This is a genomic window from Hassallia byssoidea VB512170 (assembly GCF_000817785.2).
Lineage (GTDB): Bacteria > Cyanobacteriota > Cyanobacteriia > Cyanobacteriales > Nostocaceae > Hassallia > Hassallia carrinoi.
The window spans coordinates 62111-75461 of record NZ_JTCM02000025.1; the positions used below are offsets into that span (position 1 = coordinate 62111).

Annotated in this window: 13 protein-coding genes and 1 pseudogene; 4 read left to right on the top strand and 10 right to left on the bottom strand. The window is 40.1% G+C overall.

The window, feature by feature from the left end:
* Positions 1–13: 13 nt before the first annotated feature.
* Both PI95_RS13680 and PI95_RS13685 read right to left on the bottom strand, forming a co-directional pair.
* Complete coding sequence (locus PI95_RS13680; protein WP_052324826.1) at positions 14–1504, bottom strand: ABC transporter ATP-binding protein; 1491 nt, start codon at positions 1502–1504, stop codon at positions 14–16.
* A gap of 171 nt (positions 1505–1675) precedes the next feature.
* Entirely contained in the window at positions 1676–2722 is a 1047-nt protein-coding gene (locus tag PI95_RS13685) for a BMP family protein (RefSeq protein WP_039740888.1), read from the bottom strand.
* A gap of 133 nt (positions 2723–2855) precedes the next feature.
* On the opposite strand from PI95_RS13685, the gene PI95_RS13690 reads away from it, so the two are divergent.
* Both PI95_RS13690 and PI95_RS13695 read left to right on the top strand, forming a co-directional pair.
* Entirely contained in the window at positions 2856–3305 is a 450-nt protein-coding gene (locus tag PI95_RS13690) for a DoxX family protein (RefSeq protein WP_039740886.1), read from the top strand.
* A gap of 288 nt (positions 3306–3593) precedes the next feature.
* The gene (locus tag PI95_RS13695; protein ID WP_039740884.1) at positions 3594–4088 is read left to right on the top strand and encodes an ureidoglycolate lyase; all 495 of its coding nucleotides are present in this window, start codon (positions 3594–3596) and stop codon (positions 4086–4088) included.
* 1 nt (position 4089) lies between these two features.
* On the opposite strand, the gene PI95_RS13700 is transcribed toward PI95_RS13695, so the two are convergent.
* The 7 genes and pseudogenes from PI95_RS13700 to PI95_RS13730 all read right to left on the bottom strand — a co-directional run bounded on the left by PI95_RS13700 (position 4090) and on the right by PI95_RS13730 (position 11627).
* On the bottom strand, positions 4090–4992 hold the full coding sequence (locus PI95_RS13700; protein WP_039740882.1) for an ABC transporter permease: 903 nt from the start codon (positions 4990–4992) through the stop codon (positions 4090–4092).
* Positions 4961–5917, bottom strand: a complete 957-nt coding sequence (locus PI95_RS13705) for a polysaccharide deacetylase family protein (protein WP_052324825.1) — start codon at positions 5915–5917, stop codon at positions 4961–4963. The genes PI95_RS13700 and PI95_RS13705 overlap by 32 nt, the downstream gene beginning before the upstream one ends.
* A 116-nt stretch (positions 5918–6033) precedes the next feature.
* Positions 6034–7092: pseudogene (locus PI95_RS13710) on the bottom strand (ABC transporter permease).
* Positions 7093–7220: 128 nt separating this feature from the next.
* Entirely contained in the window at positions 7221–8732 is a 1512-nt protein-coding gene (locus PI95_RS13715; protein WP_039740880.1) for an ABC transporter ATP-binding protein, read from the bottom strand.
* Between the two features lie 128 nt (positions 8733–8860).
* The gene (locus PI95_RS13720) at positions 8861–10000 is read right to left on the bottom strand and encodes a BMP family ABC transporter substrate-binding protein (RefSeq protein ID WP_039740877.1); all 1140 of its coding nucleotides are present in this window, start codon (positions 9998–10000) and stop codon (positions 8861–8863) included.
* Positions 10001–10266: 266 nt separating this feature from the next.
* Complete coding sequence (locus PI95_RS13725) at positions 10267–10638, bottom strand: sulfite exporter TauE/SafE family protein (protein ID WP_039740874.1); 372 nt, start codon at positions 10636–10638, stop codon at positions 10267–10269.
* 23 nt (positions 10639–10661) lie between these two features.
* Positions 10662–11627, bottom strand: a complete 966-nt coding sequence (locus tag PI95_RS13730) for an acetamidase/formamidase family protein (protein ID WP_039741536.1) — start codon at positions 11625–11627, stop codon at positions 10662–10664.
* 220 nt (positions 11628–11847) lie between these two features.
* Between PI95_RS13730 and PI95_RS13735 the strand changes: the two genes are divergently transcribed.
* Positions 11848–12252 carry a DUF5684 domain-containing protein gene (locus tag PI95_RS13735; protein WP_039740871.1) on the top strand — a complete coding sequence of 135 codons (405 nt, stop codon included), beginning with the start codon at positions 11848–11850 and terminating at the stop codon, positions 12250–12252.
* A gap of 34 nt (positions 12253–12286) precedes the next feature.
* On the top strand, positions 12287–12829 hold the full coding sequence (locus tag PI95_RS13740) for a hypothetical protein (protein ID WP_052324824.1): 543 nt from the start codon (positions 12287–12289) through the stop codon (positions 12827–12829).
* A gap of 145 nt (positions 12830–12974) precedes the next feature.
* Here PI95_RS13740 and PI95_RS13745 read toward each other — a convergent pair.
* The coding region (locus tag PI95_RS13745) for a GTP-binding protein (RefSeq protein WP_039740869.1) at positions 12975–13351 on the bottom strand (377 nt) is incomplete at its 5' end.

Consider the following 13351-nt stretch of genomic DNA (forward strand, 5'->3'; position numbering starts at 1 on the left):
TAAAATTGTAGGCTTAGGAGTTATTACTCCCCTCGTCCCCCCCTTGTCCCCCTCTTCCCCCTGCCATTAACAAACCAATTTCCTCGACTGTCGCTGTCGCTGCATCTAAAATATCGAGAAACTCACCTCTGTAAATTACCGCAATGCGATCGCTCATTGCCATCACTTCCTCTAACTCAGTAGAAATATACAAAATTGCCGCACCGCGTTTTCTTTCTGCTAACAAGCGAGAATGCACTGCTTGAGTTGCCCCCACATCTAATCCCCGCGTCGGTTGCATTGCGACAATTAACAGCGGTTCCCCCGTCAATTCTCGCGCTAACACCACTTTTTGTTGATTTCCTCCCGACAACTGATTTACCTTCACATCTTCCCCCGTTGCCCGAATATCAAACTCTTGCATTGCAGACTTAGCGTGATTTTTAATTGCTTCTTTCTGCAATAAAAAGCGACGAGAAAAAGGCAACTTTTTAAAAGCTTTTAAAATCAGGTTTTGGGCAATACTAAATTGCAATACCAAACCGATTTTTTGCCTATCTTCCGGAATGTAACCGATATTTTTTACGGCATCGATTTTACCGCTTTTAACAGATTGCAAATTTGTTATGGCATCTGCTAATTCACGCTGTCCATTGCCATCTACACCAGCAATTCCTAAAATTTCTCCGGCTCTAAGTTGAAATGAAACATCACGCACAGCCGTAATATTTCTTTCATCTACAACTTGCAAATTCTGCACCGATAAGACAACTTTACCTGGTGAAACGGCTGATTTATTTAACTGTAAATCAACTTCACGTCCCACCATCAATTCTGCTAATTGTTGAGGTGTAGCTTCTTTAGTATTTGTATTTGCTACTACCTTTCCCCGTCGCAACACCGTTACTGTATCGCAGAGATTCATCACTTCATCAAGCTTGTGACTGATAAAAATAATTGTGTTTCCAGCTGCTGCAAGTTGACGGAGAATAGCAATTAAAGATTTCACTTCGGGGGGTGTTAATACTGCTGTCGGTTCATCCAAAATCAACAACTTTGCTTGACGGTAAAGAACTTTGAGAATTTCTACTCGCTGTTGCGCTCCTACTGGTAAATCTGCTACTCTCATACTGGGGTCAATTTCTAATTTATAAGCTTGGGATAAAGCGGTGATTTCCTGTTGTTTTTGCCGCAGATTTAAACGCCAGCTTTTCTCAGTTCCCAGAATGATATTTTCGGTGACGGTTAACTGAGGTACAAGCATGAAGTGTTGGTGAATCATGCCGATACCTTGATTAATTGCGCCTTTTGAAGATGCAAAATTTACTGCTTTATCTTCAAGATAAATTTGACCTTCGTCAGGTTGATATAAACCACTAATAATGTTCATTAAAGTGGTTTTACCTGCACCATTTTCACCTAAAATTGCGTGGATTTTTCCGGTTTCAATACTTAGGCTAATGTTATCGTTAGCAATAAATGAGCCGAAGCGTTTGGTGATTTTTTCTAAACGTAAATATGACATTGCGTGTTGTGAAATAATTAGGACTTAAGCAAAAACTCTCCCAAACCCTTATTTCTCTGCGTTCTCTGCGCCTCTGCGGTTCGTTTCTTCATTATTCTGCGTAAGTGAGTTATAATAATGTTAAATTTCACGCATATTCGCAGATAAAAACTTTGCGTGAGGCTTTAATTGTTAAACTGTCGCCTTTTTTGCACAGCGCGTATCTTTATTACCATCTTTACAACTTTCAAAAGTTATTTTTTTATCAACAATTTCCTGTTTTGTATTTAATGCCTTTTGCTTAACTGCTGCTGGAACAATTTCGTTAAAGTTTCCCAAGTTTAAAATATCTGGTCTTTCTAAACCAATTGTATATATTTGCCCTTTTAATTGTTTCTGTTTTGCTAATTCTGCTAGATATGCGATCGCTAAATCCATTCGCTTTACAGCACTGGTTAAAACCGCTTTTGGCGCTACTTCTAATTGGTCTTTTGTATTCCCAAAAGCATAAACACCTTTATCTGCGGCTGTTTGTAACACGGCTGGAGAGGAATTATCTAACCATTGATAGATGACATCAGCGCCAGCAGAAATCAATGCTAAAGTAGCTTCTTTGCCTTTAGCAACATCATTCCAATCACCTGTAAAAGTAGGGAGAATTTGTATATTTGGTTTAACTGATTTTGCCCCTAATTCAAATCCGCGTAATTCATCTTCAGTAGCGGGGAATTTCTCGCCAGCAATGTAAGCCATTTTGTTAGATTTGGTTAGGGAAGCGCCAATAATTCCACACAAATAGCTGACTTGGAGATGATCTATTCGCAAAGCGGCAATATTTTCTCCTTTAAGATTACCATTCACGCAGACAAAAAACGTGTTGGGAAATTGGGCAGCGATTTGTTCTACAGATGCGTCAAATTGTCCGCCGTGGGCAAATATTATATTGTAGCCCCTACGAGCGAAATCACCTAAAGTTTCGGCTTGGTCTGCTTGCGCGACTTTTTCGACAAAGTTAACTTCTGCACCCAGCTTTTGTTTGGCAAGGTTGACACCTTCGTAACCAGATTGATTCCAGGCTTTGTCAGTGATGGTACCAGGAAGTGCGATCGCTATCTTAAATTTTTCACCACTAGCTGCCGTGGGTGTCGTTGTTTGGTTGCTACTGCAAGCTTTTAGCAGTAAACTGGTGCTAAAGGCAACTGAACTATATAGAAATTGACGCCGATTCAATACCGCCATACACTAGCCCTGAGATTGTTAGTTAATCAATGTGAAAGTCCGCACAGGCAAACGCGAATTTTCCAACTCTTGACTGAAGACATTGTGACATACAGCAAGGAAACTGAAAGAGTAAGCTCAAGCATATACTCAAATGGAATACATAAAAAAGAACAAAGAACTCTTACGTGTCATCCTTGCAGTATGTCTGATCATAGTCGGAATAACGCACTTTACCGTTGCCGATCAATATGTGAGAATTGTACCGCCGCAACTCCCCAATCCTTTAGGATTAGTTTATCTGAGTGGCTTTTATGAAATTTTGGGTGGTATCGGTTTATTAGTTCCCCCTCTAAGTCAACCTGCTGCTTGGGGTTTAATTGCTCTTTTTATTGCTGTTTACCCGGCTAATATCAACATGGCGGTTAATCACATTAAAATAGACCATGTACCAGATTCAAACTTGTTACAAGCTATAAGACTGCCCTTACAAGCAGTTTTAATTGCATGGGCTTGGTGGTATACAAAACCGAGCGATCGAGAAAAACAAGCTTCAATTATTCCTAAATCTCTTATTCCTAAAGAACTAGAATTGTTAGAGTGAGTTTTTGACATACCTCTTCTTAACCCTCTTTTAAAAGGCTTGTCATTACCAACATGATTTAAAAACGTGAATTTGTCTAAAGCTTTGTTACACCTCAGATTTAAGTAGTATCGGCTAAACGGACTATTAAATAATTAGAGTCGGATTTATCCGACTTCAGCTTTTAGGCTGGGACTTAAGTCCCAGACGGGATACTTCACAACCGATGATTTAGAGATGTTGGTAATAGTAAGTCCTAAAAAAAGACGGTTTCAGGAGTAAAATAATTAGGGAGCAAGCAGGTTTGATATGAGTACATCAAAGACAGTACAACAATTGCAGGCAGAATGGATAACACCAGAAAATTTTCGCCGTTACGGGCAAGTTATTTTTGCCAGTAAGGACGGGAAAGCTTACGATACTAAAGATGCCCAGTTAAACTTGCAAAACGGAATTCCTCGCTTTTATATTGTGCGGTTGCAACGCCAAGGGCGAAAGTTTTACAAAATAACTCGGCATATGCAATGCACTCAATGTTTGGGTTCTTTGTCAGGAAAGGATTGGTTAATTGCGGTTTGTCCTCCTGATAATAATGTTGATGAACCAGCTTTAGAAGAGATTGCAGTTTTCCGCATTCCGGGAAATTGTTTTATTAAGTTAGAGGTGGGAACTTGGCACGCAGGACCATATTTTGAGCATGAGTTTGTCGATTTTTATAATTTAGAATTGAGTGATACGAATGTGGTGGATCATTTCACTCATGATTTTGTTAAGAGTCATCAGTTAGAGTTTGAGATGGTCTAGTTTAATGAGTAGGACGAAAAGGTTCACCCAAAGATGCGGGTGCTACTAGTTGAATGCGCGTGGCATCGCGTGAGATAATCACCAATACCACGATAGTAGCTAAGTAGGGCAACGCAGATAAAAGATAAGGAGAAATATCAAATCCCAGTCCTTGCACTATCAACTGTATCGCACTCACGCCGCCAAATAAGTAAGCACCCAAGAGAATTATAATCGGTTTCCAGGTGGCAAAAACTACCAAAGCGATCGCAATCCATCCTCGTCCTGCTGTCATATTTTCCGCCCACAGCGGCGTATACGCAAGCGAGAGATAACAAATGCGCGATCCCCAGCCATTGCCCCACCAAACATTACCGCATTCATAGCGCACTTTCACAACAGGCAAACCCAAAGCATCCGCTGCTGATGGTGATTCACCCACACTCCGCAGCACCAACCCTAGCCGTGTTTTACGCAAAAACCATGAAACTAAAATTACCAAAATGATTGATAAATATACTACAAGATCTTGGTTCAATAGAGGTATTGATTTGTTCATTTGTTGCAGTCCGGTAATTGTTTTACCTACGTAGTCAGCACCGACAAAAGCACTGAGTCCCGAAGCAAAAATAGTCAGGGCTAAACCGGTAGCGACTTGATTCGCACCGATGGTAATTGTTAGCACAGCATGAATTAAAGCGATCGCTATTCCCGATATTAGTGCTATCAATAACCCTAAATAAATATTACCTGTAACAACGGTGACGATAAAACCAGCTACAGCCCCAATTAACATCATCCCCTCAACGCCAAGATTTAACACCCCTGATTTTTCCGTTACTAATTCGCCTAGTGCTGCTAAAATCAGAGGTGTAGCTGCCCGCAGAGTATCACTAATTATTGGGCTGAATGTTTGGATGTTCATCTGTAACCGCAGGTGTTACTGTCGGTGAAGGTACTGTTGCCATTTGTTCTTTATCTTGTATTTGCAACAATTCAGGTATTGTTACAAATCGATAACCTTCCGCCTTCAAATCGGCAATCATTTGTGGTAATGCTTTGACAGTTTTGGCACGGTTGCCACCACCATCGTGCATCAATATAATTCCCCCTGGCTTGGCACTTTTGAGTACATTTGTTACCATTCCCGGCACTTGAGGAGAACGGCGTTCTGCGTCACCTGACTCACCAGACCACATCATTACAGCGTAGTGGTGATTTTTGGCGTAGGCAACCAATCCATTATTCAGGTAGCCTCCAGGTGGACGAAATAGAGTAGTTTTCTCACCTGTAGTTTTGTAAATAATATCTGCTGTGCGGTCAATTTCTTTAGCCGCCGTTGCAGTATCCATGCGACGATACCAATGGTGCCATGTATGATTGCCAATTACATGACCATCCAGGGCAACTTGTTTAGCAATTTTGGGAAACGCTTGCACCATTGACCCAACCATAAAAAATGTCGCTTTTACGTTGTTTTTCTTCAAAATTTCTAACACCTGTACCGTGTTTTTTGGTCCAGGTCCATCATCAAAAGTGAGAGCGACAACTTTATCAGTTGGTTTCAGTTTCGCTTGATAAATAGTTGTTCCCTGAAATAATTTTGGCACATCAGAAATCACATTTGTACTTGGGGCTACAGCTTGCGCCGATGTACTCATCACTTTGCCCAAATTCGCAACGTGTTGATGTTTGGGATTTTTTAAAGTTGTGTTTTTCGGCGTTTGAATTGCCAATTGATGATTAACTTTGCTTGCAGGTACAACTAAACTTAAAGCAAAACTTCCAGCAGCTGCAACTGAAGTAATTACTCCTATTAGTACAATTTTAGATAATTTCTTTCTGGACACTTAAATCTCCTCACAATTTGATGGTTGATAGTGGATAGTGGATAGTTGATGGTTGATGGTTGATGGTTGATGGTTGTCAAAAGTTCCCACTAACCACTATCCACTATCCACTAACCCTATCGTCTAATTTGCAGTCGGTTATAAATTAGCATATCTGCCGCCAAAAGAAAGAAAAATAAAATACCTTGAAATAAACTCGCTATGGCGTTAGAAAGTGCAAGTTTAATCTGCAATAATTCACCTCCTACGTAAAGAAGCGCCATCAACAAACTAGATAAAATGATCCCTAAGGGGTTTAACCGTCCGATAAATGCGGCGATGATGGCAGTATAACCGTAACCGGGAGAAATGGTAGGGCGTAGTTGACCAATTGGACCTAGAACTTCGCACGCACCAGCTAAACCGGCTAATCCACCAGCCAGGAGTAGACTAAGCCAAATTATGCGATCGCTCTTTATCCCAGCATACTCCGCTGCGTTTAAACTTGAACCAACTACCCGCACGCTGAAGCCAAAAAATGTCAGCCGCAGCACTCCCCAAATTAACACAGCCGCAAAAAAAGCGAAAATTACTCCCCAATGCAACCGCGTACCCGCAATTAATGATGGTAAACTGGCAAATTCACTAAAAGGTGCAGATTCCGGAAAGTTAAATCCTTGAGGGTCTTTTAACTGTCCGCGCACCAAGTAATTTAAAATACTAATTGCAACATAATTTAACATCAAACTTGTGAGTATTTCGTTGGCATTAAATCGCACCTTCAATCAAGCGGGAATACTCCCCCAAATCGCACCACCTAACACGCCAGCAATCAAACTAAGTAAGAGTATTCCATAATTATTTACATCGGGAAATGCCAAAGCAATAATACTACTAAAAATCGCCCCAATCGTCAATTGTCCTTCTGCGCCAATATTCCACACCTTTGCTTGAAAACATACCGCTAAACCAACAGCAATTAATAAAATTGGTGCAGCTTTCACCGTTAATTCTGTCAATTGATAAAAGCTACTTAAAGGCGTAATAAATAGAGTTTGTAAAGCAGTAATCGGCGACTTACCCAATAAAGCAAATAGTAAGATTCCGACAGTCACCGTTGCTAAAAGTGCTACTAAAGGTGAAAGTATTTGCCAAGTTATTGATGGTACACTACGGGGTTCAAATTTAATTAACATTAGCTTTTTATGCGTTATGATATCAGCAGAAAAACTCTGCGTCCCTCAGCGCTGACTTTGCGCTCCTCTGCGTTTAAAAACGCTAATATTTGACGCAAAGCTGTATTTAGAATTACTTTCTCAGGCTATCATGCGCCAATTCCCCCCATTAATCGCCCGATTTCATCTCGGTTAGTATCTTGTATCGACTTGAGAGGAGAAAGTTGCCCTTTGTAGATTACACCCAGGCGATCGCATAAAACAAACAACTCATCCAAATCTTCAGAAATCACCAACACCGCAGCACCATTATCCCGCATCTCAATCAACGCTTCATGAATACTTGCAGTTGCCTTGATATCCACACCCCAACTCGGATGCGCTGCAATCATCACCGCTGGATTTTGGTTAATTTCCCGCCCCATGATAAACTTTTGTAAATTCCCACCCGATAAACTTGCAGCAGTCGAATTTACCCCCGCTTGTTTGACATTAAAAGCAGCACAAATTCTCACAGTCCAGTTTTTCAACTTAGGAAAGCGAATCATTCCCCGACGCACAAGCCCTTGCCCGTAAGTTGTCAGCAAAGCATTTTCCTGTAAACTCAAATTTGGCACTACCCCCTTAGACAAACGGTCTTCTGGGGCGTATGCTAATCCCAAACGGCGACGGTGAGAAACATCATAACGAGCGATCGCCATCTCACCCAACATAATCATCTCTGCCTTGGGACAGATGAATTCACCACTCAAAGCTGATAATAATTCTGATTGTCCGTTGCCAGCAACACCCGCAATTCCCACGATTTCGCCGACGTGAAGTTGCAAATTGATATTCTGCAACGTCGTACCGAAAGGATTTTTCGGTTTCAGACACAAATCTTGAACTTGCAAACATATCGGACCTGGTGGTTGATATTGACGTTGTTTGCTAGATAGCACATCAGAACCAATCATCATCCGTGCCAAACTTGCAGGTGTCTCTCTTTGAGGATTGCACTCTTGCACAACCGCACCATTTCGCAGCACAGTAGCATGACTGCATAAAGATTGCACCTCTTTTAACTTGTGACTGCTGAATAAAATAGAGCAACCATTAGCAGCAATTCGCCGTAAAATTGCAAACAGCTTTTCTATTTCTTGAGGAGTAAGAACCGCCGTAGGTTCATCCAAAATCAACAACTTCGTAGTTTGAAAAAGACAACGGATAATTTCTACTCTTTGCCTTTCACCCACAGCCAAAGTATGAATCGGACGGTCTGGATTAACACTTAAACCATATTCATTAGATAGAATGCGAATTTTTCTATCAACTCGTGATAAATCCCATTTTTCCGTCTTCGTAAGTGCCAAAGCAATATTTTCAGTAACAGTCAAACTTTCAAACAAAGAAAAGTGTTGAAACACCATACCAACACCAAGCATTCTTGCCTGATAAGGACTATTCAAATTAATTTTTTCTCCCTGCCAAAAAACTTCCCCAGCATCCGGACGTACCAACCCGTAAATAATCTTCATCAAAGTACTCTTGCCCGCTCCATTTTCTCCCAACAAAGCATGAATTTCACCCCGTTGAATCGTCAAATTTATCTGATTATTTGCCAAACAATTACCATAAGTCTTACTAACATTTCTTACCTGTAAACGATAAACCTCCTTCATCCCTCTTCCCTCTTCCTTGGTGTCCTTGGCGCCTTCTCCTTCAAAGACGCCAAGGGCGAACGCGGTTCGTTTCTCATTTCACTCAAATGCTTAAGCGCTTCAGCGCTTACTACGGCATTTTTAACTTCTTAAGACTTCTGCTTCGGAAGCGTCCCCTCAACACCTTCAACATACCAATCCATAGCCAATTGTCCCTTATCATCCAACACCTTACCCTGTGGAACTCGCACCACACCTTGTTGGTCTTTCACCGGACCATCAAAAGGATGTGCCGCACCTTTAATAAACTCATCGCGCTTTGCATTCACCAATTGCTGAACATCCCCAGGAATCACCTGATTCATTGGCGAAATATCTACCATTTCTTGACTAATACCATCCCAAACATCTTGAGATTTCCAAGTTCCATTAATCACAGACAAAGCTTTCTCAGTATAAAACTTGCCCCACTTATTAATAGCTGACGTTAAATGCGCTTTAGTTCCAAACTTACTCATATCAGTATTGTAACCAAAAGCAAAAATACCCTTTTCTTCTGCTAATTGAATTGCAGCAGCCGAGTCAGTATGCTGTGACAAAATATCCGCACCCAAATTTACCAAAGCTTGCGCGGCTTCTCTTTCTTTCGTCGGTTCAAACCAACTTTGTACCCAAATTACTCTAACTTGTGCTTTGGGATTTGTTGCCCGCACTCCTTGAGTGAAAGCACCAATCCCGCGAATTACTTCGGGAATTGGATATGCACCGACAAAACCGATGATATTAGATTTTGTCATCTTGCCCGCAATCATTCCAGTTAAATATCGTGGTTCTTCAAAACGTCCTAAATAAGTGCCGACATTAACAGCGCGTTTGTATCCAGTACAATGTTCAAAGAAAACTTTTGGAAAGTCTTTTGCGACTTTGATTGTCGGGTTCATGAAGCCAAAAGAAGTTGTAAAAATCAACTTGTTTCCGTCTAAAGCTAGTTGACGAATTACCCTTTCAGCATCAGCACCAACGCTTACATTTTCTACAAAGGTAGTTCTCACCTTATCCTGTAAATTTGCCTGCAATTCTCTACGACCTAAATCATGGGCATAAGTCCAGCCAAAATCGTTTACAGGTCCAACATATATAAATCCTACCTTGAGAGGTTCATTTGCAGCTATTGGCGAGGCTGTAGTAGACACTTCACCCTGTTGATTGGATTTTCTGCCAGTACACCCAGCAAAGGTAAAGCCAGCCCCTGATAAAGTGGCATACTTTAGAAAGTTACGACGATCCATATTGAAAAAGATTTTTTATTGGTAGCAGCAACAGAAATATACAATCATCTATTTGCCTGATTTTAGTTTTTTGCTGTGTTCGGTAACTTACTTAAAAATTGTCATAATAATGATTTCGATTATACTAAATTTTGGTTAGAAAGCGATACGAATTTTGTTAATTACATTTATACTACAATATAAGCGATCGCCTAGCTAACAACTCAAAAAATGTAGGTAAAGTAAATAACCTTACCTACAAAAAAAAGTGGTAATAACACCACTTGCTACCGGAAAAACAAATATCTACAACCAATCGCTAATAAAAAGATACCGTACAGCTTCTTCATTAATTCACTGCTAATAAACGGCTGATTGGCAAACAGCGCTCCAAATAAATTACCAACTATTAGACCAACTGCAATAAATACAGCATACTTAATATTGACATTACCGTTGCGATAATAAACAATTGCTGCTAAAATGCCGATTGGCAATATTTGAGCAGCAACTGAAGTGCCAGTAGCAAATTTCTGATCCATACCAATTAGTAAGACCATTGCAGGCACCATAATTGCACCGCCACCGATACCAAACATACCGCCAGCAACGCCAGCGACTAAACCAATCAGCAGCATTTGAATGATTATGTTAGACATAAAAAACGTTGGTAAATTGTTAATTATAAACTAATTTGCTTTGTAAATATTGACTTTGGCAGCATTCCGTGAACGCCTTTTTGGGGACTGTTCACAACTTGAGTAATGCGGAAATTCACAGATATACTACACAATACATAAGCATCTTCTGGCGACAAATTTGCAAAGCGTTCCAGAAAATTAATCATGTTTTTTACAGCAAATTCTAAAGCTTCATCTAAAGTTTGACCAAACCCCATTGTAATGATATCGGTAGGAGTTTCGGCGATGGGTGTTGTTAGTTGCAAATCTTTGCGAATTTTAAGCTCAATTGTACCGTTCATCGAAGTTTCAATCGCGGTAACATTAACTTCACCGTCTCCTTGTGCGGAATGTCCATCACCAATAGAAAATAATCCACCAGCAACAAAAATAGGCAAAAATACTCTAGAATCAATTTGCAATTCGCGGTTGTCGATATTACCGCCATAACAACCAGGAGGAATTGAATTTCGGGATGTTTCGGGAGTAGCGACACCAAGAATACCAAAAAAGGGTTTGAGGGGAATTTTAATGTTACTACCTGTAGGAAATTCAGTGATATTATTTTCTAAATCGAGAGGAATGAATCTCAGGGCAGGTTGAGTAAACTGGTGTGGTAAAACTCCCCAACCTGTACGAATTGCATTGAAACCAACAGGTAAACTCGGTTTAATTGCCTTTAATTTTACCTCCAAAACATCCCCCGCTTCCGCTCCCCGTATATAAATTGGTCCAGTAAGTAAATGCGGTCCTACACCAACTTTGCGTTCTGGGGCAAGATTTTCGCAAATGTCAATAAATTCTGGCGTCAGAAATTCCGATGGTGCTTTGTCGTAAATGTAGTAACCAGTGTAAGTTTCCACATCAACCGTATCCCCAGAATCTACAGTCAGTGCTGGTTCTAGCTGTTGGGAGAAACCACCTAAATGAACGGTTTTCTTGGTGGCTTTTAAAATGTGGTGAGTCATCGCCGCAGTTTGTACTTGCTCAGTATTATTGCTTAAGATAGCGGGTTTGATGTCTACCAACTCATTTTTTATCCAATTTGGTTAATTTGTAGCTCAAACTACCAGAAATGTATCATTTTAGTTACACAAAAGCTAATTTTTGTTTAAATTAACACATGAACAGTCAATCTAAAGTTAGAAAGATACAAATTCTTGATTTTTAGTTTTTGCGAGGATAAAAATGGCTTTTCTAACTTATGATTGGAGTTTCGTCTATCTTCTTGCTCAGAGTAACCAAAGTTCTGGTAGCGCTGGGGGAAGTTTCTTTAGCTTTATTTTTGGGCTTGCTGCTTATATTTTCGGTTCATATTGCTTCTACAAAATCTATCAGAAACTAGGAGAACCAAACGCTTGGTTTGCTTGGATTCCGATTTTAAATAACTGGATTATGTACAAAGCAGGAGGTCAGTCACCTTGGTGGACTATTGCAATTTTCATTCCTTTGGTGAATTTTGTTGCTTTGATTTTCCTCATCATCGCCTTTGTTAATGTTGTGAAAAAGCTTGGTAAGAATCCTTGGCTAATTTTGTTGATGATTATTCCGATAGTTAACTTTGTAGTTCTGTATAATTTTGCCTTTGGTTAATTGAAGAATCAAAAGGAATTAAAAAACAACAAAAATGACAAATAAGTATTTTCTCCTTTGTTTAAGAAGTGCGATCGCAAAGCGACTCCAAAAAAGTATCGCCTACTCGTGTGTCGCAGGTATTGCTCTTTTCCCAGCATTATCAGCTAACGCCGCCCAAGTTGAACTTAGCGTTTACAAATCATCAAATACACCAGCAGCAAACTGTCCGCAAAAGGTGATTGTGACAGAACAAAACGCGCCTTACTACGAAGGAGGGTATACTATTAACGGTTCAGCAAAATTAAGTTCTTTCGCTGAATCTTTTACTATCTCTAATACTGACCCTTTTAGTGTAACTTGGGTAGCAAATCTCAAGCCTGCATTTAGTAAATGTATCGCTGCTGGTAGTATCGTCAAATCTGGTACTGAAGATAAAAATTCTGACTTCCATCTCCGCGTGCGGTTTACTGGTGGTAAAGTATTTTTAATTTTGGATATGACGGGTTTAAAAGATGCGAATAACTTCTTTCCTGTAATTACAAAAAAAGGTGTCACTGCTGGAAATCCTACTTGGAGTTGGGGTGGAACTGACTGATTTTCACAAAAACGCCGCAAACGTTGTAGAGACGTTCCACACCGAACGTCTCTACAATAGGTGTTCCAACACCCGACATGATATGATTAATATATGGTGGGCAATGCCTACCATTTTATCTATTAATGCTATTAATAATTATAAATTAACAAATATTTTGAGAAACAAACTCAATTACCTCTTTTAATCCTTGTTTAATTTTTAAGTTAGTAAAAATAAACGGTTTCTCACCACGCATTTTTTTAGCATCCCGTTCCATTACATTTAAATCTGCTTTATTTATCACTAATAAATCAGATTTAGTAATGCCGGGACTACCTTTGCGAGGAATTTTATCGCCAGCAGCAACTAATTCCGGACTAAAGGTAGCTGCCAAATTATCGCCACCACTTTCTAAAAAGACTAAATCTAAATCAGGAAAACGCACTTCTAACTGTTCAATTGCTGCTAAATTCATCGAAGCATCTTCGCGAATAGCTGTGTGGGGACAACCACCAGTTTCTACACCCAAAATGCGATCGC

What these genes read in the sequence shown, in the direction of transcription:
- PI95_RS13685 (WP_039740888.1), bottom strand. Translation starts at nt 2,722, where the DNA reads ATGGCGGTATTGAATCGGCGTCAATTTCTATATAGTTCAGTTGCCTTT.
- PI95_RS13730 (WP_039741536.1), bottom strand. Translation starts at nt 11,627, where the DNA reads ATGACTCACCACATTTTAAAAGCCACCAAGAAAACCGTTCATTTAGGT.
- PI95_RS13700 (WP_039740882.1), bottom strand. Translation starts at nt 4,992, where the DNA reads ATGAACATCCAAACATTCAGCCCAATAATTAGTGATACTCTGCGGGCA.
- PI95_RS13735 (WP_039740871.1), top strand. Translation starts at nt 11,848, where the DNA reads ATGGCTTTTCTAACTTATGATTGGAGTTTCGTCTATCTTCTTGCTCAG.
- PI95_RS13740 (WP_052324824.1), top strand. Translation starts at nt 12,287, where the DNA reads ATGACAAATAAGTATTTTCTCCTTTGTTTAAGAAGTGCGATCGCAAAG.
- PI95_RS13720 (WP_039740877.1), bottom strand. Translation starts at nt 10,000, where the DNA reads ATGGATCGTCGTAACTTTCTAAAGTATGCCACTTTATCAGGGGCTGGC.
- PI95_RS13680 (WP_052324826.1), bottom strand. Translation starts at nt 1,504, where the DNA reads ATGTCATATTTACGTTTAGAAAAAATCACCAAACGCTTCGGCTCATTT.
- PI95_RS13725 (WP_039740874.1), bottom strand. Translation starts at nt 10,638, where the DNA reads ATGTCTAACATAATCATTCAAATGCTGCTGATTGGTTTAGTCGCTGGC.
- PI95_RS13695 (WP_039740884.1), top strand. Translation starts at nt 3,594, where the DNA reads ATGAGTACATCAAAGACAGTACAACAATTGCAGGCAGAATGGATAACA.
- PI95_RS13690 (WP_039740886.1), top strand. Translation starts at nt 2,856, where the DNA reads ATGGAATACATAAAAAAGAACAAAGAACTCTTACGTGTCATCCTTGCA.
- PI95_RS13715 (WP_039740880.1), bottom strand. Translation starts at nt 8,732, where the DNA reads ATGAAGGAGGTTTATCGTTTACAGGTAAGAAATGTTAGTAAGACTTAT.